Origin of the sequence: Nostoc sp. JL34 (assembly GCF_017114945.1) — a bacterium.
Classification (GTDB): Bacteria; Cyanobacteriota; Cyanobacteriia; order Cyanobacteriales; family Nostocaceae; genus Nostoc.
This window is the reverse complement of the sequence record NZ_JABXKQ010000148.1, coordinates 14,465-39,042: the sequence shown is the minus strand read 5'-3', so window position 1 is coordinate 39,042 and position 24,578 is coordinate 14,465. Positions and strand designations below refer to the sequence as shown.

Sequence of the window (24,578 nt, the reverse complement as noted above, 5' to 3'; positions counted from 1 at the left end):
AGAAAACCTACCTTAATTTTGACGCAACGATTACATCTACATCAGGAAATATGTCAAATCCTTAATAATTAATTTTTACTAACTTAGCAGATGCAAATTAATATTTGCGAAATTTAAATACTTCTTTATAGTTAAGAATTGTAGTCATTTTTGGAAACAATTACACTGAGTTAGTTATCAATGTAAATAAACATAGTTAAATCCAAACTCTGGGTAAAAATAACTAGTAATTGCGCGTCTTTTATTAGCCTTGACATTGCCCAATGAATGGGGTAAGGCAAACTTTTATTCGCTATAATTTGTTAATTTTAATTTTGAATTACTAAAAAGATGATTATCAGAATTCTACTGCGTTTCCACTATAAATTTACCTATCGCGTCCTTCGCGTCCTGGGCGGTTCGTTAAAAAAAATTGCCCATTCCTCAAGTCGCAAGAGAACAATACAGTTTCTTCTGCTCTTTACATTTATACTAGCGATGACAGGGTGTAATTTTTTTGGTATTAACTCAAGTAAAGAACAACTCCCAGCAGTATCTCCACTCACACCACCAAAATTACCAGACTGGATTGAACAAATTAGTCCCATTGGGGATGCAAAACCTCTTAACCAAATCCGCATCCGTTTTAAAGAAGCTTTAATCCCAGTTGAAAATCTTGATAGTCCAGAACAGCAAAAAATATTAGAAAAATTTGTACTTTGGCCGCCTTTACCCGGTCAATTTCGCTTTTTAACACCGCGCATGGTGGGATTTCAAGCTGATAAAGCATTGCCAATCGCGACAAGATTTCAAGTCACTCTCAAAGCAGGTTTAGCCGATTTAAAAAATCATCGTCTAGACAAAGACTTACCTTGGACATTCAACACCGAATCTATCAACCTGACTAATTTACCCGGTGTCAATCCTATTGAAAAAGCTGATATTGAACCAATTGATTTACAGCAAAAATTGCAGTTTACTTCAAATGTAGAATTAGATTTAGCTTCGGTACAAGAACATTTACAACTAATTCCTGAAGGAAAAAACAAGGGTGTAGGTTTTAAAGTTGAATTAAACAAAGAAGAAAAACCAGTAAAAAATGAAGAAGACCCTTTAGAAAAATTTGACCCTTCAGCCCGCAATTGGATTTATAACCTCATCCCCCAGCAAAATCTGGAAAAAGCAACCAGTTATCGCCTGGTATTTTCTCCAGGAATACTTCCTGCTTATGGTAATCTACCTACAGCCAAAGAATTTGCTACTAAGTTAGCAACTTATTCGCCTTTGGCATTTCAGAAAATTAACTTTTACGGGCAGCCAGATTCAGGGGGGACTTTTGGAAGATTTATTAAAGGCAGTCCACAGCTAGAATTTAATAATGTTTTATTGTCAGATTCAGCTAAAGAAAATATTTCCATTAATCCAGCACCAAAAGAAATTTCGAGAATTATCCAAATAAATGATGAAGATAAAATTGTCGGTATCAATCCTTATGCGCTAGAACCCACCAAGACTTATACAATTACTATCGGCGAAAATCTCAAAGATAAGTTTGGGCAGACTTTGGGTAAACCTGTCACACTTAAATATGACACTGGAGATTTAGCTGGAGATATCTGGGTACCATCAGATTTGAATATTTTCCCTACAAGTAAAGATTTGCAGCTAAATATTAGTACAGGAAATCTGCCAGAATCTAAATATAAAGCCGCTTATCGGGTAGTTCAACCGACAGATTTAGTTTATTTTAATAATAGTAGTGATTTATTACCACAACCTGCTGAATGGCAAAGCTTTAAGGTATCGGGTAAGAAAAATCAATCAGTTGATATTGCTGTTCCTCTGCGAGAAAAAATCAGCGCTGCTACGGGGATGTTAGCTTATGGAGTGCAAGCCCGCACTAATAAATATCAGGAGAATGGGAAGGAACTGTGGCGTGAACCTACGACTTATGGCTTAGTTGAATTGACGAATTTGGGCGTATTTACTCAATGGTTTCCTGAGTCAGGGTTAATTCGCGTCAATCATCTTACAGATGGTTCACCAGTGAAAGCATCTGTTGTTGAAATTTATCAATCAAAATTACAAGCAAAATCTCGCCCGGAACCTGTAGCCTGTGCAACAGGTAAAACTGATGAAAATGGAACTTTTTTTATTGTTCGTGAAGGATTAGAGAAATGTTATTCTGGGAATGAAAGCTCTAGTAAATCACCACAGTTATTAGTAATTGCCCGTGAAAATCAAGATTGGGCATTTGCTAGGGTTGAGGAATATAGCGGCGTTTATGGATATGGTATTGATGCGGGTTGGCAAAATGGTAAGCCAGAATCACGCGGGGTAATTTTTTCAGACAGACAGTTATATCAACCAGGTGAAAAAGCTTGGTTGACTGGATTTGCAGACTACTTACAAAATGGTGCAATTCAGCAAGATAAAAATGCTGTTTACCAATTAACTTTGGTAAATCCTGATGGACAAAAGGTCAATTTAGGTACGCAAACTACAAATGAATTTGGTACATTTTCTCTGGAACTGCCAATCAAAACTACTCAGCGTTTAGGCTATTATACAATCCAGGCGAAAGGTAAGAATGGACAAGAAATTTCTGGAGAATTTCGGGTAGCTGAGTTTAAGCCACCCAATTTTAAAGTAGAACTCAAGTTAGATAAAGAATTTGCTTTCATTGACGAGAAAGTTGATATTAATGCTACCAGCAATTATTTGTTTGGCGCACCTGTAGAAGGTGGAGAAGCAAAATATTTTATCACTCGCCAGCAGGCTGATTTTGTTCCTAAAGGTTGGGATGAATTTACTTTTGGTAGACAATGGCTGTGGCCGGAGGAAACCCCTACTATATCTAGTGATGTGTTGCAAACTAATTCCCAGCTAGATGCTAATGGTAAAAGTAGTCAAACTGTGAATGTGGCAAATGATTTACCATATCCGATGACTTACCAAGTGGATGTGCAAGTTGCAGATGTTTCTAATCTGTCTGTAGCGAATTCCAAAACTTTTACCGCTTTACCCAGTAATCGCCTCATCGGGTTAAAAAGTAATTTTATCGCTGATGCTGGTAAGGCTTTTCCTATTGAAGTGATTGTTACTGACCCGACAGGAAAACCAATCACAGGTCAACGAGTGCAGCTGGAATTACAACAGATTAAATATAGCAGCATCACGCAGTTAGTAGAAGGTAGCCGAACACCAAAAAATCAAGTTGAATATAAAACAGTAGGACAAGCAGAAATTACATCTGCGAGTAATCCGCAATCGGTAAATTTGACAGCACCGGAATCTGGTTCATACCGGATTAGAGTTAATTTTAGCGATGCCAAAGGCGAATTAGGTGCCACAGATTTACAAATTTGGGCAACTGGAGAAAATCCAGTATTTTGGGGTTCTAGAGAAGAAGATGTTTTAGAAGTTAAATTAGATAAAAAAGAATTCAAACCTGGTGATACTGCTACTGCAATAATTCAATCTCCTTATCCAGATGCAGAATTATACTTTGCTGTGATTAAAGATAAACCCCTTTATCAGCAGATTATCAAAGTTCAAGGGGGCACACCAAAAATACAGTTTCAAGTCACGCCAGAAATGCTGCCAAATGCAGCAATCGAAGCTGTCTTAGTAAGACAAGGTAAACCCATCAACCAAGTGGAAGTGGGAAGTTTAGATAACTTGGTGAAGATTGGTTTTACACCTTTTAAAGTTAACTTAGAAGATAAGTATTTAAAACTGCAAGTTAAACCAGTGCAAGCATCATTAGAACCTGGTGCAGAAGAAACAGTACAACTAGAATTGAAGGACAATCAAGGAAACCCCACCAAAGGACAGTTTACAGTCATGGTGGTAAACGAGGCAGTGTTACAACTTTCTGGTTATCGTCCACCAGATTTGGTAGATACAGTTTATGCAGAACAGTCAATATCTACCCGCTTTAGTGATAATCGACCAGATGTCATATTACAAGCACAAGATGTAGCTAAACCAAAAGGTTGGGGTTATGGCGGTGGTTTCTCAACTGGTGCAGCCAATACTCGCACTCGCACCGATTTTCAAGCCTTAGCTTACTACAACGGTTCTGTCCTTACAGATGCAAATGGAAATGCACAGATAACCTTTAAATTACCGGATGACTTAACTACATGGCGAGTCATGGCTGTCGCCACCGATGGAAATCTGCGTTTCGGGAATGGGGATGCGACGTTTATCAGCACTAAGCCACTGCTAACTAATGCCATCTTGCCACAATTTGCCCGTCCAGGCGATCGCATCCTTGCCGGTTTATCTGTAACAAACAACACTGGGAATACAGGAAATCTCTCAATTAATGGCGAACTTAGCGGTACTGTGAAGTTTGCTGATAAAAACCCCACAGCAACTTCTTTGCAAACCAAAGCTGAATCCGCAACTCATGCTTATCGCTTTCCCATGCTGGCGGATAGTGAGGGAGTCGGGAAAGTTCGCTTTACCACTCAGCTAAATGGTACAGCCACAGATGCTTTTGAAGTACCTTTGGAAATTAAGCCAATTGAAATTACAGAACAAGTTGTTGAATCTGGTGTTACTGAAAAACAAGTGAAGATTCCCCTGAATGTCGATAAAAATACCTTCCCTGATGCGGGAGGTTTAGATATTCAATTGGCGAGTACTTTGATACCGGAGATTCAAGCACCAGCAAAGCAGATTTTAGAAGAAGATGATTTGCCGTTCACAGAACCTGCTGCAAGTCAGTTAATAATTGCGGCAAATCTGCAAACTATTACCCAAAAATATGGTCAGGCATTTGCAGAATTTAATCCTAGCCAACAGGCAAGTCAAGCAATCGAAAAATTACAAAAACTCCAAATAGCCGATGGTGGTTTTGCAGCTTTCCCCGGACAAGAAAAATCTGACCCTTGGGTTTCTTCTTATACGGCTGAATCTTTCGCTAAAGCCAGTCAGGTGTTCCCTAATTTAGTAGATTCTGCAATGGTGTCTCGCCTCAAAACTTATTTGCAAAAAGTTCTGGCGAACCCTGGAGAATACGATTTTTGTAAACAACTACTGTGTAAAAGACAACTGCAACTTAATGCTTTAATTGCCATGGCAGAAGTAGGAGATAAACGCAATACTTTTCTCGCAGATATTTATGAACAGCGCAATAACTTTGATGTAGCAACTCAAATTAAACTAGCGCGATACTTATCTCAATTCCCAGAATGGCAAGATGAATCTCAACAATTAGTGAATAAGCTGCAACAGAATATATATGAAACTGGTCGCACAGCAGTTGTGAGTTTACCAACTAGTTGGGGATGGATGAGTTCATCTACCACAACGCAAGCACAAGCTTTACGCTTATTTATTGCCAAACAAAGTAAACCCGAAATTATAGATAAGTTATTCCAAAGTCTTCTCGCATTACGACGCAATGGCACATGGCAAACTAACTATAATAATGCCCAAGCCTTAACAGCTTTAGTAGAATATAGCCAACTACAACCCACGCCACCGAATTTTGTTGCTACAGTGGAATTAGCTGGTAATAAATTAGGAGAAAATCGGTTTAATGGCTACCAAAATCCTAGCTTACAGCTAAATGTACCGATGAATAAATTACCTCGTGGGCGTAATGATTTAACGCTGCAAAAATCAGGTAATGGCACTTTGCACTATTTGGTTTCTTATAATTATCGCTTACAGGGAAATCAACCAGGTAGGTTTAACGGGTTAAGGGTAACACGAGAAATTAGCAAATTAAATGAAGAGAAAGTTTTGCAAAAAACAGGTCTTTACGCTTTCGATAAACCCTTGACTTTAGCCTCTGGACAGGTGTTTGATATTGGTTTAGAAGTTATCGTCGATCATCCTGTAGATCATCTGGTGATTAAAGATCCGTTACCATCAGGTTTTGAGGCGGTGGATGCAAGTTTTCAAACTACCACAGCTGCATTACAAGCAAAAGCCGATAGCTGGGAACTTGGGTTTAAGAATGTGTACCGCGATCGCATTATCGCCTACGCTGACCACTTGGAACCAGGAGTTTATAGTCTGCATTACTTAGTCCGTTCTGTTACTCCTGGTACATTTTCTTGGCCTGGTGCAGAAGTTCATCTGCAATATGCACCAGAAGAATTTGGGCGTACTGCTGAGTCTACACTGATATTGGAGTAGGATTAGCCTTAATCTGGAAAAAATCCGAAAAACTAAAACTTCAGTGAGTAGATAAGTGTATCTTTCTAAATAGAAAGATATACCCAATCACCTCTAGATAAAGGTTGTTAGGTAGACTAATACCCATTTTATCAAGATCAGGCAGATGCAAAAGATTACGCAGGCGTTGATCAAATGGCTCCCTACTGGTGCTGGAGCCGGTATAACGGCTCATTTTCTCTGGAATCATCAATGGACACAAGCTGGACTCTCAACGTTTATCACTGCTGGTTCATCTGTCTGGGTCAAGTTTAGTGGCAAATTCATGGAAGCCATAGAAAAAAAGGCAGAAGAAAAAGGGGAAAAAGCTGGACAGTGGGTTGGTGAACAAATAGACACCTTACCGGCTAAATTTCGTGAGCGCACTTCAGATTTCCAGGGAACCTATCAGCAAACTTTGGTCGATTTTTATCGGGACTATAAAACAGAGGGCTTCAGAATTGGCTTACCTGTGTTGGATTTAGAGGATGTATTTGTACCGCTAAAAGTCGAGACAGAAACGCCAGAGAATATCCCTGGAGCGATGGTGTCCGATCAAAGCCCCTCTAAGACTTTGGAGAATCAGGAAATTTGGAATTTTTTAGCTGCAATCCCCAAAGAACCAGTTTATCGATGCATGGCTGTGATTGCTCCGCCTGGATATGGAAAAACGACGCTGCTTAAACATTTAACTCTGACTTATGCCAAAAATGATCATGGCAAGTATAAAGCACCAAAATTTGTACCAGTGCTTTTGTATCTACGCGATGTGCGCGAACAGATTACAAGTCAGCAACCGCCGACTCTGCCACAATTAATTACCGACCACCTCAAAATTCAACCTGCTTTTGCAGAACTTAATCCACCGCCAAACTGGTTTCAAGAACAGTTAAAACTTGGCAATTGTTTGGTAATGTTGGATGGACTGGATGAAGTTGCCGATGAAAAAGAGCGCATTTCTGTTAGCCAATGGGTGAATCAGCAGATAATAACCTATAGGAAAACAGCCTTTATTCTGACATCCCGTCCTTATGGCTACACTAGTGCGCCAGTGGATGAAGTGGGAGTTATCTTACAAGTACTACCCTTCACCTTAGAGCAGATGAAGCAATTTATTCATAGCTGGTATCTGCAAACCGAAATTAGATGTCGGGCGGGAAGAAATAATTCAGTAGTGCGGGCAGAAGCTAAAACTAATGCAAATGATTTAATCGAACGCATTATTAACAATCGCGCCATAGCAGATATGGCTAAAAATCCGCTGCTGATAACGATGATTGCTACAGTTCACTACAGTGGTAGTACATTACCAGGACGCAGGGTAGAACTATACCAAAAAATCTGTGAGTTGCTATTGGGAACGCGACAGGCGGCGAAAAAAATTAAAGCTCCTCTCACCGTGGAACAAAGTAAATCAGTTTTGCAAGTTTTGGCACTTGATTTAATGCGACGGAAAAGTCGCAGTTTTACAGTAGTAAAAGTGCAAAATTTAATTGCTAGCGAACTGCAAAAAATAGTAGGCACGACACTAATAACAGCAGAATTTTTAGAGCAAATTAAAGATGTAAGTGGCTTATTGGTAGAAAGAGAGCAAGGCATTTTGGAATTTGCTCATTTGAGTTTTCAAGAATATTTGGCGGCGGCTGAAGTGAAAGAATTGCAGCAAGAGAATATTTTAATTACTAATTTTGATAATCCTTGGTGGGCTGAAACCATTCGCCTTTATGCGGCTCAAAGTGATGCTACAAGCTTAATTCAAGCAGCATTAAAAAATCAAAGTGTTGTCTCATTAACCCTTGCTTATGATTGTCTGAAAGAAAGCAAAAAAGTAGAATCAAACACACAGCGACAACTTGAACAAATTCTAGAAGCTGGATTGGCATCTGAAAATCCACAAATTGCCAAGATAGCTGCACAAGTAAGATTAGCACGCAGGCTGAAAAGTTTATTGAGGATTAATAACACTCAAGAAATCGATCAGAGCTACATTACTTATGCAGAGTATAAGCTGTTCATGACAAATAACTTTGGAGTGAGTGAAGCTAGCGCTGACCCCAGTTTATTACCCACTAACTTGAAATCTACTGATGCAACTAAACCGATTACAGGAATAAGTTTCCAAGCCGCAAATAGGTTTTGTGCATGGCTGAGTATAAATTCTCCTTTGAGGCAATCAACTGATAAGCTGACAAATTATAGATTGCCAACAGAGGACGAAGCAAGACAGTATCTTGCAAAAGATAATAAGGATCTTTCTTGTTGGACACAGGAAAATCGCAATGGTGGAGTGGGGATTCGGATTGTTCAAGACCAATGGCCAACTCAATACATTCAACTTTTAGATTACCTAGAGGCGGGTCAGTGGCGTGAGGCTGACGAGGAAACAACACGAATTATGCTCAAAGTGGCTAACAGAAAACACTTAGGCTGGCTTGATATTGAATCTATTAAAAAATTTCCCTGCTCAGACCTCCGCACTATTGACCAACTTTGGGTACAATACAGCGAAGGTCGCTTTGGGTTGAGTGTACAGAAGCGTATTTATGAAGACGAGGGGCAAAACTTTGTGAGGCTATTCAATCGTATGGGGTGGAGAAAAGAGGAAGACTGGGTGGAGTACAAAGACTTTACCTTTGTGTTAGAGGATTGCCCAGAGGGAAACTTACCTACCTATGCTACAGATAATGCGACACCACTATTAGTGGATCTTTTCTCTCGCGCGGAAACTTGTAAGCTGTAATATATAACAGTTTAAGTCCTTAAAAAATTTTCCCACAACTTACTTCTTTACGAATTCATAGACTTTTGAGGTTTTGAGACCTAGCAAGTTTCGAGATGCAATACAAATCTCGTTATTTTACAACTACCAATTGCGTCACACCCGCCATTCCTCGCCAGCCCAAAAATTTACCAATAGGTTCCGCCCGCTGAATGGCTATACGAGTTAAATCGCCACAGACTCGTTCATGCCATTGAAATAAAGTTTGCTCACCCTCTACCGTCACCACATTTGCCACCAAACGTCCACCCGGCCGCAATGCTTCCCAGCAAACATCAAAAAGTCCCGTTGCTGTTACGCCACCACCAATAAAAATCGCATCTGGTGTAGGCAAATCTTTCAGAACATGAGGCGCTTTACCTTCAATGATTTGCAGATTTGGAGTACCGAGAGTGGCGGCATTATCGGCAATATATAGTAGTCTAGATGAGTTTTGTTCGATCGCGATCGCTCGACACCGAGCATTACTCCGCATCCATTCGATAGAAATGGAACCGCAACCCGCGCCAACATCCCACAATAATTCTCCCGGTGTGGGAGCCAAAACTGCTAGAGTGATTGCCCTAACCTCACGTTTAGTTAACTGTCCATCGTGGTGGTAGGCGTTATCTGGTAATCCTGGTAATCTTGGTAAAGGAATAACCCCAGCATCAGCAATACAATCAACTGCGATCGCATTTAAAGCAGCAACTTCAGTTTCACTCCAAGATGCAGCCGTACCTTCTACAATTCTTTCCTGAGTGCCACCCATGCGTTCCAAGACGGTAATGTTACTGCCACCATAGCCGCGATTTGTCAAAATTTGGGCAACAATGGCGGGTGTGTCCTTCCCTTCACTCAAAATCAACAGCCGCGCTTTTGGATAGATGTAAGACTGGAGTAAGGAGGATGGACGACCATTTAAACTCAAGGTTTCCACCTCAGTTAAAGACCATCCGACCCTCGCACAGGCGAGGCTGAAGGCTGAAGGTGCGGGGATAATCGTCATTTGGGAGACAGGAATTCGCCGCATCAAGGTAACACCAATGCCGTAACACATAGGATCGCCGCTTGCAAGTATGCAGATTGGCTGACCTCGACGCCTGATGATTTCCTCTACAGAAGTACTAATAGGGGATGTCCAGACTAGTTTCTCACGTTGGTCATCTTTAGGGAGCATTGCTAAATGGCGATCGCCTCCCACAATTACTTTAGCTTGATCGACTAGAGAACGAGCGATCGCGCTTAACCCCTGTAATCCATCTTCCCCAATGCCGACGATAGAAAGCCATTTTTGTGTCATGCTAATTCATGTATTAGCGATTACAAATAAGTAATCTCTGTGATTGTTTTCATACTTTTGGAAAATCTTGGTGAACCGTCCTGTATTAATATCTGCTAATTTCCGGTACCACATCCCACATCAAGATACGATATATCTGATTTGATTTGCAGGTGAACAGCTAATAGAGCGGCAATGTCAGAGTCAGCCCGACGAGTCAAATTATAGCTTTTACCAATTTGCTCATAAATAGCCATTTGTTTAAGTTTTTCACCAATTCTTCAAACAGTGAACAGTCATCAGTTATCAGTGAACACTAGCTACTGATAACTGATCTTGGTGTGGTGTTTTGCCAAGAGATTAAATCAATAAATGAGCGCTGTTAAACCAGTGTTGCTGTTGCTTTCACAGCAAAAATCTTCTCAATCACATCTTCTACCACCTTATCTGGCGTAGAAGCACCAGAAGTAATTCCTACGACAATTTCTCCATCTGGTAACCAGTTTTCTGTAGTTATTAACTGCCCATTTAATTGCCGATGTTCAATGGAATCTCCTGATTTTAGGCGTTCAACAGTATCTATATGATAAGAAGGAATTCCCCGCTCAAAAGCAATTTGTTGCAATTGAGTAGTATTCGAGGAATTAAACCCACCAATTACTACCATCAAATCTAAATTATGTTCCACTAATTCCAACATGGCATCTTGCCGTTCTTGGGTGGCGTCACAGATAGTATTAAAGCTTTGGAAATGCTGATTTAATTCGGTGGGGCCATACTTTTGCAACATAGTTCGCTCAAAAATCTTGCCGATTTGCTCGGTTTCGCCTTTAAGCATGGTAGTTTGGTTAGCAATACCAACTCTTTCTAAATCTCGCTCCGGGTCAAATCCTGCTGAACAAGCTTTAGCAAATTTTGTTAGGAATTCTTCCCGGTTCCCACCATTGATAATATAGTCAGCAACATATTCCGCTTCTGGCAAATTCAAGACTATTAAATACTTGCCAGCAAAGGAACTAGTGGCAACTGTTTCTTCGTGCTTATATTTACCGTGAATTATTGATGTATAATCGATTTTTTTGTGCTTTTCTACTGTATTCCAAACTTTAGATACCCAAGGACAAGTTGTATCAACAATTTTGCAGCCTTTATCGTGAAGTATCTGCATTTCTTGAACGCTTGCCCCGAAAGCCGGTAATATGACCACATCACCAGTGCCAACAACAGAAAAGTCTTTATTCTTTCCTTCAATGGGGATGAATTCTACTTCCATCTCCTGCATCCGTTGATTTACAGAAGGGTTGTGAATAATCTCGTTAGTAATCCAGATGTGTTCTGTGGGGAAGTGCTGACGGGTTTCATAGGCCATCGCTACAGCCCGTTCTACACCCCAGCAAAAGCCAAAAGCTTGTGCGAGGCGAATCGTCACATCACCTCGTTGTAGGATGTAATTGCGATCGCGAATTTCCTGAATCAAGTTACTCTGATACTCAGATTGCAACTGGGTGGCAACTTCTGCTTGATGACCAAAGCCCTTGCGATTGTAATTTTCTGAATGTTGGAGGCTGCGCTTAAAAGCTTTTGTATCCATTAGATTTGTCTACTTAAACCACTATTTCTTATTTTCTCGCGCCAAGACGCGATTTATACGGAGTTGTATTCAAAGATATTACTTCTTTTTGTCCTTTACCCTTTTTCCCCCGAAGGACGTTGACGCTGAGGTTTTAATTCGATCTCGCTATAAATCTGCAATGCAGAACGCCAAACCATATAGCCTTCAGGACTTAAATGTAAGCCATCAGTAGTAAATTCGCGGCGGAGATTTCCTTGCTTGTTGGTAAACAGCGGATATAAATCGAGATATTTGACACCTTTTTTGGTAGATATGCTTTGTAGTTGCTGATTCAACTCGCGAATGCGACTATTGGCAATAGCCAGAAGTTTATCTCGTCCTTTCCAAGTTGCTTCTTCTGCCCCATGTGGCAAAATCGATTGGACAACAATTTGCGCTGTGGGATGCGTCTTTCGGAGGTAATTGATAATTTGCCGCTGATTATCTAAAATTACCCCATCACTCATGCCGCGAATTAAGTCATTAATGCCAATCATCACAAAAATCACCTCTGGCTGGGTGCGGTCAAATATCTTCAATCTTTTTAAGAGTCCATTGCTGGTTTCGCCAGAAATTCCTTGATTGAGCCAATTTTTACTTTCAGGTAATAACTCAGGGGGAAACCACAAACTCAGAGAATCTCCCGCCAGGATAGTTAAATGCGGAGGACGTTGGTCAGCAGCAACCTTGGCTTCTTGTTTGAGGATGTCTACCCACTCCTGGTAAGTGAGTTGGTGACGGCGACCTAAATCAGGTGTAGCAATTTGGCGTGAGTTGTTCAAGTTGATTGGCTCTGGGGATGTTATTATCCCAAAAAAAGCGGCCAATCTCTGCTGTTGCCAAATTAGCAGAATGACCGCCAACATTAGGATGCCGTTGGTTAACAGCGAGAAAAATGCCCAGATAGGAAAGGTTTTTGCAGAAGTAGACACGACTAGCGAAATTTACCAATTATTTGAATCAAATTTTAACGCTAGCGATCGCAAATGACACAATTTTAAAGTGGGGGATTGGGAATTGGAGAAGCAAACAGAAAGTTCTTTCCTCCAAACTCCAAACTCAGCACTCAGCACTCTCTACTGAGTGGGACGATCGCCAAATTCTGAGTTATAACCTTCTTCACCGTGTTCGTTGATATCCAAACCTTGCAATTCCGCTTCTTCTTTGACTCGCAGACCGACTGTAGCATCGATCACCTTGAGGATAATCCACGTACCAACACCTGCGATCGCATAAGCAACGGCAATTGCTGCTAGTTCAACTCCCAATTCACCCAAATTACCACGCAGCACTCCATCTTTACCTCCTCCGTTGACTTGAGTCGTGGCAAAGATGGCCGTTAAAATTGCCCCCACTGTACCACCAACCCCATGCACGGGATAGGTATCTAAAGCATCGTCAATTTCTAGCTTGTGCTTGAAACTGATGGCATAGAAGCAAACAAAGGCGGTGATGAAACCAATTAAAATCGCTGATAGCGGTGTGACAAATCCGGCGGCGGGAGTGATGCCCACCAAACCAGCAACGGCTCCTGTCGCTGCTCCCACGGCGGTTGGTTTACCCCGTAAAGCTGCTTCCAAAATTAGCCACATTAAAGCTGCTGCCGCCGCCGCTGCATTGGTGGCGACAAAGGCTGTTGTTGCCACATTTGTGACTAAGTTACCAGAAGTTCCACTAGCAACAGATAGGGCACTCCCAGCGTTGAAGCCGAACCAACCAAACCACAGCAAGCCAGCACCTAGCAAAATAAACGGAACGTTGTGCGGGGGGCTAAGGCGATCAGGATGGGTTTTGCGAGGCCCAAGGACGATCGCAGCTACCAGGGCTGAAACGCCAGAACTAATGTGAACTACTGTACCACCGGCAAAGTCGAGAGCACCCAATCCACCATACAAACCTAAAAATCCACCTTTCGCCCATACCATGTGGGCCAGGGGGGCGTAAACAAAGGTTGACCACAGTAGCACAAACAAGGAATAGGCGCGGAAACTCATCCGCTCTGCGATCGCTCCAGAAATTAAGGCTGGGGTGATAATGGCAAACATGGCTTGGTAGATCATGAATGCCTGGTGGGGTATCGTTCCGGCATAAGAGACGACTTCCGGCGGGTTTGACCCTTTGAGATAATCGGTTATCTCTAACCCGACACCATTCAACCCGAACCATTGCAATCCACCGATAAACGGTAAACCTGGCGCAAAAGAAAGACTATAACCCCAGAGAATCCAGGTAACTCCCACAATCGCCATTAACACAAAGCTCATCATCAATGTGTTTAGGACGTTGCGCGATCGCACAAATCCACCATAGAAGAACGCCAATCCTGGTGTCATTAGCAGCACAAGTGCTGCTGAAATCAGCATAAATGCTGTATCTCCAGTATCAGCAGTAGGTGGAGCAGCGGCTGGTGTTTGGGCAAAAGCATTGCCCATCAGCGGTACTCCCAAAAACAGTAGGGTGATAGCCCCAATCATCACAACTTTCTTCAACACTTCTTTTTCTTCCTAAGCACCAATGATTTGTATACTTAACTACATTTGATTACTTTTGTTGACACAATTTTGTCTTGAAAGTTACTTAACCTGAATTTTCTTGAAATGTTAACAAAAATATAATCCTGATTGTAGTTGCCAAGATTGAAATCAGGGTGTACGCATGGAATTATTGCATCTTTTTTTTGAAAAATAACATTTTATTCAAGCGCTACAAAATTCCAAATCTTTAGTTACCTAATGTTACAAACCAAGATATTTATGAGAATTTCCAATAATTGTCATTTATCAGATAATTTGCCCAAATATGTCGTGATTCCTCTTTGTATCTGACGCATACATGGAGAAATATCCGCATGGTTGCTTTCCATCGGTTAGTTGCTAAAAAAGTTTTGCAATTTTGCCTAAAGTTATTATCTGTTGAAAAGGTAATAAGATAAAATTTATTGGTCAAAAATAATATATAAATTTTACTTAAGCTCTAGGTGCAAACATGATAATTAAAACACTCACTAAAGCTAAACATACTCCCATTAAGTCGTAGCGGTCTGGAGTTACCCCGTCTACCTTCCAACCCCAAAGCATTGCCATCACCATAAATACGCCGCCGTAAGCCGCATACACTCTGCCAAAATTCGCCGGTTGGAGAGTCGCAATAATTCCATAGAAAGCTAAAGCAATTCCCCCCAATATCCCCCACCAGAACGGTTTACCTTCGCGCAACCACAACCAGATCAGATAGCCGCCCCCGATTTCAAATAAACCAGCCCATAAAAAATACAGTAGAGACTTAATCATTTAACTCATTATTTAATAAACTGAACTCAGTGAAATTACGCTAACGCTTTTAACCAAACTATTGTCATTAATTAAAGTAAGTTTGTTGAACTGGGCATTGGGCATTGGTCATTGGGCATTGGGCATGGGGCATTGGTTATTTCCTGCTCCCCTGCCTCCCCTGCCTCGCCTGCCTCCCCTGCTTCTTCCCCAGTAATGTAGATAAGGCTCAAGGATGAAAGCACCATTACCTGATAACGAAGCACAGAGAATCGAGACGCTTTTGCAGTATAAGATTCTCGATACGCCATCTGAAGCCGCCTTTGACGATCTCACCCGTTTAGCCTCGTATATTTGTCAGACTCCTATTGCCTTAATTAGCTTGATTGATACAAATCGCCAGTGGTTCAAGTCAAAAGTCGGAATGGAAGTCCTAGAAACACACCGAGATTTGGCATTCTGTGCCCATGCTATACTACACCCTGAGGTTTTGGTTGTGCCTGATGCAACAGATGACGAACGGTTCGCTACAAACCCACTGGTCACTTCTGATCCAAATATCCGATTTTATGTTGGTGTTCCTCTGACTAATCCTGAGGGATATGCACTAGGAACCCTATGTGTAATTGACTACGTACCACGAGAACTTACTCCAGAACAACTTGAGGCATTACGAACCTTAGGTCGTCAAGTCATTAAGCAATTGGAATTGCGCCGAAATTTAGCCAGTTTGGTACTTGTTACCAAGAAAAGCAAACAGACGCAGAAAGTACGCAAGCAATTTTTCAAAAAGATTGCCGCAGGTTTTGGTTTGGCGTCGGCAATTTTAGTTTTGATTGGCGTGGTTTCTTATCAACATACAAGAGGATCTACTAATAATCGCAGTATAGTAAAAAATACTTATAAAAAACTCAACAGTGTAGAAGAACTACTGACCTACATCAAGGATGCTGAGACTAGACAAAGTGCTTACATCCTGACTGGAAAACAAAGTTATCTCAAACCGTATCAAGCAGCACTTGCTAACGTCGATCAAGAAATTGCCAAACTGAAGAATTTAACAGCAAATCAACCGAATCAACGAAAGCAGATCGCAACGCTGGAATTTCTCATAACGGCTAAACTTACTGAACTAAAACAGACTATTGACTTGCGCCAGAATAAGGGATTAGAGGCGGCGTTGCAAGTACTACTGAGAAACGATCAACAAAATCTCATGGATGATATCCGCAAGGCGATCAATGAGATAGAGAACGAGCAAAGGGGGTGGCTTCAGCAGCAGTCACAAGCAAAACAAGCTAGGAATCGCAACACAATTGTGACACTTGCGATCGCCATCAGCCTCAGTTTTATCGTTCTTGCTGTAGTCTACTACTTCATCTATCGTGAGGTTACTGAGCGGAAGAGAACAGAAGAAACCTTAAATCAAGAACGCAACTTTATCTCAGCAGTCCTTGATACAGTCGGCGCCTTGGTAATAGTTCTCGATTCTCAAGGGCAAATCGTTCGTTTCAATCAAGCCTGTGAGCAAATAACGGGTTACTCTTTTGATGAGGTGAGGGGTAGGTATTGCTGGAACTTGTTCCTAATTCCTGAAGAGGTGGAGCCGATTAAAGCAGTTTTTGAGCAATTGCTAACTGGTCAACTTCCCAATGAGTACGAAAATTATTGGGTAATGAAGAATGGTAGTCGGCGGCTGATTTCCTGGTCGAATACCATTTTAAAAGACTATCAGGGCTGTATTGAGTACATTGTTGGCACTGGGATTGACATTACCGATCGCAAACGAACACAACAGCATTTGACTGCACAATATGCTGCAACCCGCGTCTTAGCAGAGTCCGCCACAATCAACGAAGCTACCCGCCAAATTTTGCAAGGGATCTGTGAGAGTTTGAGATGGGATTTGGGTGAAATTTGGATGGTGGATCAGCAGGCAAATGTGTTGCGTTTTCTCGATATATGGCATAAACCATCCCTTGAGATGCAAGAGTTTGAAACACTGAAGCGCCAAACCACTTTTGTCCGAGGAATTGGACTACCTGGACGGGTTTGGGCTAGTTCTGAATCTGTTTGGATCGCTGATATCGCTAAAGATATTAATTTCCCTAACTTCAAAATAGCTGCTCAAGTAGGACTACATGCCGCTTTTGGTTTTCCGATCCGCAGCGGTAACAAAATCCTCGGTGTCATTACCTGCTTCAACCGTGAAATCCATCCGCCTGACCAAGATTTGATAAAAGCGATGAATTCTATCGGTGAGCAAGTAGGGCAATTTATCCAGCAAAAACAGGCTGAAGAAGAAATACAACGCCAAAATTTGCGATCGCAACTATTTACCGAAATCACCCTCAAGATTCGCCAGTCTTTGCAAATTGAAGAAATTCTCCAAATCACTGTCGAGGAGGTACAAAAGATTCTCCAGACTGACCGAGTTTTGATCTATCAGCTTTTACCAGATCAGTCTGCAAACACCGTTATTGAAGCAGTAGTTTCTGGCTTACCAGCAATCAAGGAGCAAAGCATCACTCCCCCCTACTTCCAAGCAGAATATCTACAACAATACTATCTACAGCAGTACCGTCAAGGAAGGGTTTTAGGGCTGGCTAACTTGGATCTGTTGGAAGTTGAACAAAGCCATCTGGAATTAATGCAACAGTTTGGGGTCAAGGTCAATTTGGTTGTGCCCATTCTTGTCAAAGAAGAAGTTCGCGGTTTGCTCATAGTTCATCAGTGTGACGATTCTCACCACTGGTCTGGCTTTGAAACTCATCTTTTGCGGCAAATAGCCGACCAAGTAGGTATTGCCTTAACCCAAGCCCAACTATTAGCAGCAGAAACTCGTCAGCGACAAGAACTCGAAATTGCCCGCCGCCAAGCCGAATTAGCTTCTCAGACGAAAAGTGCCTTTTTGGCAAATATCAGTCATGAAATTCGCACTCCGATGAACGCTGTATTGGGAATGACCAGTTTGGTGTTAGATACTCCCTTAGACGCAGAACAGCGAGATTTTATTGAAATAATTCGGAGTAGTGGAGATGCCCTTTTAAGTTTAATCAACGAGATTTTGGATCTTTCTAAACTTGAGGCTGGAGAGATGGCTCTCGAAACTCTAGATTTTGACCTATCCACTTGTGTGGAAGAAGTGGTGGAATTATTGGCTCCCTCTGCTCATAACAAGGGATTAGAAATTGCCGCTATGATTGAGCACAATGTTCCCACTCACCTCAAAGGAGATACTGGTAGACTGCGACAAATTCTGATGAATTTAATCAGCAACGCCATCAAGTTCACCAGCACTGGCGAAGTATTAGTACAAGCCGAATTGCGTTCGTTTTCCTCCACTACAGCCACTATCCATTTTGCCGTTACAGATACAGGTCTTGGCATTAGCCCTGAAGATCAACGCAAACTCTTTACGCCATTTACCCAAGTGGATGCTTCTACGACTCGCAAGTATGGTGGTACCGGTTTGGGATTAGCCATCTGTAAACAACTAGTGACCTTGATGGGAGGAGTGATTGGGGTAGAAAGTCAAGTAGGAAAAGGATCTACGTTTTGGTTTGAGGTGCTTTTTACCAACCAAGTAGAGCCTGTTTTGCCAAAATGCGATCGCGGACTTTTGCACAATCGCCGCTTGTTAATGGTGGATAACAACGCTACTAATTGCAAAATTATTTCCCATCAAGCTACTTATTGGGGAATGCAGGTAGATCAAGCTGACAATATTGCTGCGGCCCTCAAAGTTATTCAGCAAGCTTGTGAGCAAGGGAAATTTTATGATGTCGCCTTGGTTGATATGCAAATACCCCGAACAAATGGCATGACAATAGGAGAACAAATTCAAGCCAATTCTGCAATTGCTGAGATACCTTTGATTATGCTCGCCTCTACTAATCAACGGGATGAAGTACAGCAGGCGCTCAAAATCGGATTCGCTGCTTATTTGGTCAAACCTATTAAGCCATCACGACTTCTCGATACGATCACGACTATTTTAGAAACTCAGCCGAAATCAGCACAAGGGGCTAGAGACTGGAAGCTAGAGGCTACTGAAGAAATCCAGAGTACAGAAAATTCCGGCATTCTTACTTCCTCTTCCCCGAACCCCTCTACTAAATCCAAGTTAAGAATTCTCATAGCTGAAGATAATTTGGTGAATCAGAAAGTAGCCTTGAAGCAACTCCAGAGTTTGGGCTACAAAGCCGATGTCGTTGCTAATGGCAGGGAAGTTTTGCAGCAATTAGAAAAAATTCCTTACGATTTGATTCTAATGGATTGCCAAATGCCAATTCTCGACGGATTGGAAACCACAAAAGAAATTCATCGTTGGCAAGAGGACACTTTTGCCCTGCGTCGTCGTCCTGTGGTGATTGCGATGACAGCTAATGCGATGAAAGAAGATGAACAAATGTGTCTAAATGCCGGAATGGACGACTATTTGAGTAAGCCAGTGTTTAAAGAAAAATTGGCTGCAACCCTAGAGCATTGGACAGGCGTGATCGTTTCGCAACAAGAGGCAGTTGTGTATGAACAGATAATTTCCACTGACCTAGCAATTGATTGGGAACACTTGCATCAGATATCGGGAAACGATCAAGAATTTGAATTAAATCTATTGCAAATATGCATTGAAGATATTAAACCCCGTTTAGAGATAATTAAAGCAGCGATCGCATCTCATGACTTTGACCAAATAGCCCGAGAAGCCCATCATCTTAAAGGTGCCAGTGCCAATATTGGAGCCTCAGTTATGTACCTAGCAGCAGACAAACTAGAACAACTAGCTGACTATCAAGAGCTTAGAGGTACGACTAACTTAATTTCAGAATTAGAAGAATTTGTCAACCGTATTCAAGAATTTCTAACAAAACAGAGTTCAATTCTGAATTCTGTATGACTGGTGTTAGCGAAGCGGTAGTGAGTCATCTCCCAAAGGGAGACGCCAAGCGCGATAGCGCAGCGTTAGCGAGTCATCGAGCCTCAGCAGCGCGGTTTTCTCCCCTACTCCCTACTCCCCTATATTCAGCAATTTCGCCATAGCTAACCGTTGCAGTTTCCCGGTAGCACCACGAGGTAGTTGATCTAAAATGTGAATTTGCTTAGGAACTTTGAAGTCTGCCAGCATGGTTGAACAGTGAGCTAAAAGTTCTTTTTCGTCAGTTTCGGCTTTCAAAACCACAGCAGCGTGGATATCTTCTCCTAAAGATTTGTGGGGGACGGCAAAGGCCAAAGCTTCGGCGACGGCAGGATGGCGCAGCAAGACATCATCCACTTCTAAGGGAGAAATTTTTTCCCCACCTCGATTAATCAATTCTTTAATGCGTCCAGTCAAGCGGAGGTAGCCGTCTTCATCCACTGTCCCCTGATCCCCTGTGCGGAACCAACCGTTCACAAAAGCTGTGGCGTTAGCTTCCGGGTTGTTTTCGTAGCCATCTATAATATTGGGTGCTTTTACCACCACCTCACCCAAGTTTCCCTGAGATAGCAGTTTGTCTTCAGCATCCATAATGCCGACTTCCACGCCAAAGCCATAACCTACAGTACCTGGTTTCCTGACTTTTGGCGGTAGGGGATTGGTGGTCATTAAGTGAGATGCTTCAGTCATGCTGTAAGATTCCACCACCGGAGCATGGAGAGTTGCCTCTAGCTGTTCAATGATAATTGGGGGCAAAGAAGCGCTACTAGAGCGAATGAAACGAAAGCGGTTAGCTTTGACAATTTCTGTGTTGCGGCTAGCCCGTGCCAAAATAGTCTGGTGCATGGTTGGTGCTGCGGAGTACCAGGTAGGTTTGTAGGTATCTACCAGTTTCCAAAACTCTAGGGCATTAAAACCATTGGGACAAACTAGTGTACCCCCCGATGCCAGAGTTGCCAGCAAACAACCCACCAATCCGTGAATGTGGAACAGCGGCATTAGACAAAATGTAATGTCAGCTCCTGTGAGTGAGTAAGCACTAATGAGGTTGCCAGCTGAAGCGATTAAGTTCCGATGACGAATCGGCACACGTTTGGGACGACTGGTAGTACCGCTAGTGTGGAGAATCATCGCTATATCATCGTCCTCAACCAAATTTTCCCAGTCCCCAGTCCCCAGTTCCCAGTCTTTAGTCCCCAGTTCAAAGCTTAATGTACCGTCAGTGTTTACCTTGGCATTAATCAGCATCATGTCGGGTGTAACAGCGGCAATGGCTGCTTCTGGCCCCTCAGACAACACAATCAGTGCTTTTGCTTGGGTATCTTCGTAGTAGAAGGCAAATTCTTCTTGCTTGTATTTGGGATTTAGGGGAGCAGCAGTGCCACATAGGGCGGCAGCCAAAAAGGTAATAGCCATTGGTGAACCGTTAGTCATTGCAATGGCAATGCGTTCTCCCCGTTTCAATCCAAAGCTGTTGAGTTGGGATACTAGTCCAACAACATTCTCGCGCAATTGTTTATAGGTTAGCGATCGCCCCCCAGGCATAATTAGGGCTGAATGATTGTCTTCCCCTGCTAAAAGGTCAAATAAGTTCATTAGTTTTTCTGGCTGTGAACAGATGATTTAGTGAGTAGTTTGATCAGCAGTTTCTCGTAGTTCGTCTTGGATCTGGTCGTGATACATGATATAGTTTACAGAGTTTAAAAGTTAAAATTGTTTAAGTGGATGTTTAAAAAGTTGCAAGAGGTTTACCATAAAACCCCTCTTAAAACCTCTCCTCCACTCTTGAGAGGCTTTAAAATCCCTATACCCTCATAGAGAAAGAGAGTTAGGTATCTGATATTTTGCTATTACCGACAAGACTTTTTAAACATCCTCTAACACTTTCTATGGCAGATTTTTGTTATGGAGATCATCTGTAAAATCAGAAAATTCTGCATTTTATTTATTTAAATACGCAATCTGTTGAGCCGCGATCGCGCAGGTAATGAGTAGGATTTACTCTCAAAATGCTTTTGGAGTATGGCTTTTTATATAAACTATAAAAAACTCTTTATTATAGTTTATAAATATAGCAGTGTACCGAATCTCAAAAATGGATTAATAGCAATTATGAGTCCCATAAAAATTACTATGTTAGGCGAAAGCTTGGAGCGCCAAGGTGGAATAGTCTCTGTGGAAAAGCTCATTCTTGAAGAAACTACCTCTGATATTGAAATTAAACATATTGGTACTTTACCGAATGGTTCTGCTGTCCATAAAGTGTTAGTATTTTTGCAGGCAATAGGTGAGTTATTTTGGAACTTATTAAACCAAAAATCTGACCTAATTCACATTCATGTTTCAGATAGAGGTAGCGCTTTTCGTCAGTCAATCACTACTCTTATTGGTTGGCTATTTCAAAAACCAGTAATTATTCATGCTCATAGTGCTGATTTTCATTTGTTTTACTCTAAACTACCTCAATGGCTTAAGATTTGGCTAAGTTGGTCATTTCAGAAATGTACTCGTTTTATTGTTTTATCAGATAGCTGGAAAAAATTCTATATTGAAAATCTTGGTTTGAAGTCAGAACAAGTTATTGTTCTCCCTAACCCGGTAAAAATGCCCGCACAAATCCCACAGAGGCTAGATTCCAAACAGATATTTTTCTTATTTTTAGGGCGTATTGGTGAGCGCAAAGGTGCATTTGATTTAATTAAGGCATTTGCTTCTATACCTGCTGCTCAACAAAGCCAAGCAAAGTTGGTTATGGCGGGGGATGGGGATGTAGAACAAGCTCGGAGTTTGATTCCGACTCTAAATCTTATTGACTATATCACTATTCTTGACTGGGTAGACCAAGAAAAACGTGACGATCTTTTAACCAAAGCTGATGTATTTGTGTTACCTTCCTACAACGAAGGTCTGCCTATGGCACTACTAGAAGCAATGAGTTGGGGTTTGGCTGTTATCACTACCGCAGTGGGAGGAATACCCGAAATAGTTACTCAAGACCAAAATGGTTTATTAGTTAATCCGGGGGATATTCAACAATTGTCAAAGGCAATGCAATCCTTAATTGCAGACGAAAATCTGAGAATATCTCTGGGAAATAATGCACGAGTCAGAGTTAAACACTTGGATATAAACGATTATCTTGTATCTTTGAAACATATTTATGCAGCAGTTTTAGGTTGAGAGATGTCTTGATTAAAATAGGCGATTATTTTAGTTATATCGCTCCACCTATCTCCAAGCGACTTCCACTCTGTATTAAATACCAAACTTAAAAACTACGTAATTCATTCTGTATAAGGATAACAGGCTTTAAAAAGTATGAATTTAATATTAGTAACAATAAAGGAAGCGATATAGCTATTAATTTTATTGTTTGTATTTTGTATTTTTCTAAATTTGGTATACTGCCTAGTAAATTGAGGTACAGAAATGAAAACTTTTCCTGAAGTGAAGTTGTTTGATACAAGATTCCATAAAGTTAAAGTACAAGAATTAATTGATTATTTAATAGAAGCAGCAAAAAGCAAAAAAAAGACAATTGTAGGCAATGTGAATATCAAAGCGATGAATTTGGCATATGAAAAGTCTTGGTATCGAGATTTTTTGAATAAGGCTGATTTAGTATTTTGTGACGGGTTTGGTGTACTGGTAGGAGCTAGATTCAACGGTTATTCAATTCAATCTGTACATCGCATGACAGCACCAGATTACATAGAAGATTTAGCATTAAAATGTGAGAGAGAAAACCTTTCTTTATTTTTGTTAGCTGGAAAACCCGGCGTAGTCGATAAAGCAATTACTAAGTTAGTCGCAATTGCGCCTAATTTACGCATACAGGGACATAATGGTTATTTTGAAAAATCAGGAAAAGAGAATGATTTGGTGATAGAAAAAATTAATAAATTTAAACCAAGTATTTTATATGTTGGTTTTGGTATGCCGTTACAGGAACGCTGGATTTTAGATAACTTCAACAAAATTGAAACTACTGTTTTTTTACCTTTAGGTGCTTGTTTAGATTTTTACACTGACTCTATATATCGCGGTCCGCGTTGGCTGACTGATAATGGTCTCGAGTGGTTAACACGCTTAATTACTGAACCTACTCGTTTGTGGGATCGTTATATTGTAGGCATTCCATTGTTTTTTTATCGTGTACTTAAACAGCGAATCACTCAAGGAATGATAGCAAATCGCTGAGTAAATTTTTTCTAAAATTTGCATTGGTATGACCGTGACTACTGAAAAGTCACAGGAGAGGCAAGATACCAAAGCATTTTTCATCATTGCTACAACCCAGTTGCTGCAACGGAGAGAACAGGTAAGTTATTTGTCAGACAGTTTAGTTAACGTTCAAAACCAAAATCTACGTAGTTTTAGGAGCCGCTCAGATGCTTTGGTTCTCCATGCTATTAACTGCAACAAAGGATTTTTTCTGCCTCCGTTGTAGCAAGTGGTCTGAGAGAAACGTAGAGGTGCGGAGCATCGCTTACGGCAAACTATAGGGCTGCTTAAAGAAATTTATCCTTCTCTCCAGCTTGTCTGCCAAAGAATAGATGTGTACTAAGTTTTTGGTGTTGCGG

Annotated in this window: 13 protein-coding genes; 6 read left to right on the top strand and 7 right to left on the bottom strand. The window is 41.3% G+C overall.

Annotation, left to right across the window (positions count from 1 at the left end; translation table 11 throughout):
* Nucleotides 1–477: 477 nt before the first annotated feature.
* Both HWQ44_RS27215 and HWQ44_RS27210 read left to right on the top strand, forming a co-directional pair.
* Nucleotides 478–6,138, top strand: coding sequence for an alpha-2-macroglobulin (locus HWQ44_RS27215; protein WP_292725096.1), 5,661 nt, complete (start codon nt 478–480; stop codon nt 6,136–6,138).
* A 145-nt stretch (nt 6,139–6,283) separates the two neighbouring features.
* The gene (locus HWQ44_RS27210) at nt 6,284–8,896 is read left to right on the top strand and encodes a GUN4 domain-containing protein (RefSeq protein ID WP_292725094.1); all 2,613 of its coding nucleotides are present in this window, start codon (nt 6,284–6,286) and stop codon (nt 8,894–8,896) included.
* A 112-nt stretch (nt 8,897–9,008) separates the two neighbouring features.
* On the opposite strand, the gene cbiE is transcribed toward HWQ44_RS27210, so the two are convergent.
* The 6 genes from cbiE to HWQ44_RS27180 form a co-directional block, all read right to left on the bottom strand.
* The gene (gene cbiE, locus HWQ44_RS27205; protein WP_292725092.1) at nt 9,009–10,217 is read right to left on the bottom strand and encodes a precorrin-6y C5,15-methyltransferase (decarboxylating) subunit CbiE; all 1,209 of its coding nucleotides are present in this window, start codon (nt 10,215–10,217) and stop codon (nt 9,009–9,011) included.
* A gap of 95 nt (nt 10,218–10,312) precedes the next feature.
* Nucleotides 10,313–10,453, bottom strand: coding sequence for a hypothetical protein (locus HWQ44_RS27200; protein WP_292725090.1), 141 nt, complete (start codon nt 10,451–10,453; stop codon nt 10,313–10,315).
* A gap of 125 nt (nt 10,454–10,578) precedes the next feature.
* The gene (locus tag HWQ44_RS27195) at nt 10,579–11,787 is read right to left on the bottom strand and encodes a 4-hydroxy-3-methylbut-2-enyl diphosphate reductase (RefSeq protein ID WP_292725088.1); all 1,209 of its coding nucleotides are present in this window, start codon (nt 11,785–11,787) and stop codon (nt 10,579–10,581) included.
* Between the two features lie 95 nt (nt 11,788–11,882).
* A complete protein-coding gene (locus HWQ44_RS27190) occupies nt 11,883–12,740 on the bottom strand; it encodes an SGNH/GDSL hydrolase family protein (protein WP_292725086.1) in 858 nt (285 codons plus the stop codon).
* Nucleotides 12,741–12,884: 144 nt separating this feature from the next.
* Entirely contained in the window at nt 12,885–14,300 is a 1,416-nt protein-coding gene (locus HWQ44_RS27185) for an ammonium transporter (protein WP_292725084.1), read from the bottom strand.
* Between the two features lie 474 nt (nt 14,301–14,774).
* Nucleotides 14,775–15,098 (bottom strand): YnfA family protein, encoded by a 324-nt coding sequence (locus tag HWQ44_RS27180; RefSeq protein WP_292725082.1) that lies wholly within the window; start codon nt 15,096–15,098, stop codon nt 14,775–14,777.
* A 214-nt stretch (nt 15,099–15,312) separates the two neighbouring features.
* On the opposite strand from HWQ44_RS27180, the gene HWQ44_RS27175 reads away from it, so the two are divergent.
* Nucleotides 15,313–19,977, top strand: coding sequence for a GAF domain-containing protein (locus tag HWQ44_RS27175; protein ID WP_292725080.1), 4,665 nt, complete (start codon nt 15,313–15,315; stop codon nt 19,975–19,977).
* Between the two features lie 111 nt (nt 19,978–20,088).
* Here the strand turns inward: HWQ44_RS27175 and HWQ44_RS27170 are convergent, their stop codons facing one another.
* Complete coding sequence (locus HWQ44_RS27170) at nt 20,089–21,591, bottom strand: acyl--CoA ligase (protein ID WP_292725078.1); 1,503 nt, start codon at nt 21,589–21,591, stop codon at nt 20,089–20,091.
* A gap of 516 nt (nt 21,592–22,107) precedes the next feature.
* On the opposite strand from HWQ44_RS27170, the gene HWQ44_RS27165 reads away from it, so the two are divergent.
* The 3 genes from HWQ44_RS27165 (at nt 22,108) to HWQ44_RS27155 (ending at nt 24,445) form a co-directional block, all read left to right on the top strand.
* The gene (locus HWQ44_RS27165) at nt 22,108–23,175 is read left to right on the top strand and encodes a glycosyltransferase family 4 protein (protein ID WP_292725076.1); all 1,068 of its coding nucleotides are present in this window, start codon (nt 22,108–22,110) and stop codon (nt 23,173–23,175) included.
* Nucleotides 23,176–23,424: 249 nt separating this feature from the next.
* Nucleotides 23,425–24,195, top strand: coding sequence for a WecB/TagA/CpsF family glycosyltransferase (locus HWQ44_RS27160; protein ID WP_292725074.1), 771 nt, complete (start codon nt 23,425–23,427; stop codon nt 24,193–24,195).
* Between the two features lie 28 nt (nt 24,196–24,223).
* Nucleotides 24,224–24,445: a hypothetical protein gene (locus HWQ44_RS27155; protein WP_292725071.1), complete on the top strand. Its 222-nt coding sequence runs from the start codon at nt 24,224–24,226 to the stop codon at nt 24,443–24,445.
* Nucleotides 24,446–24,578: the final 133 nt, after the last annotated feature.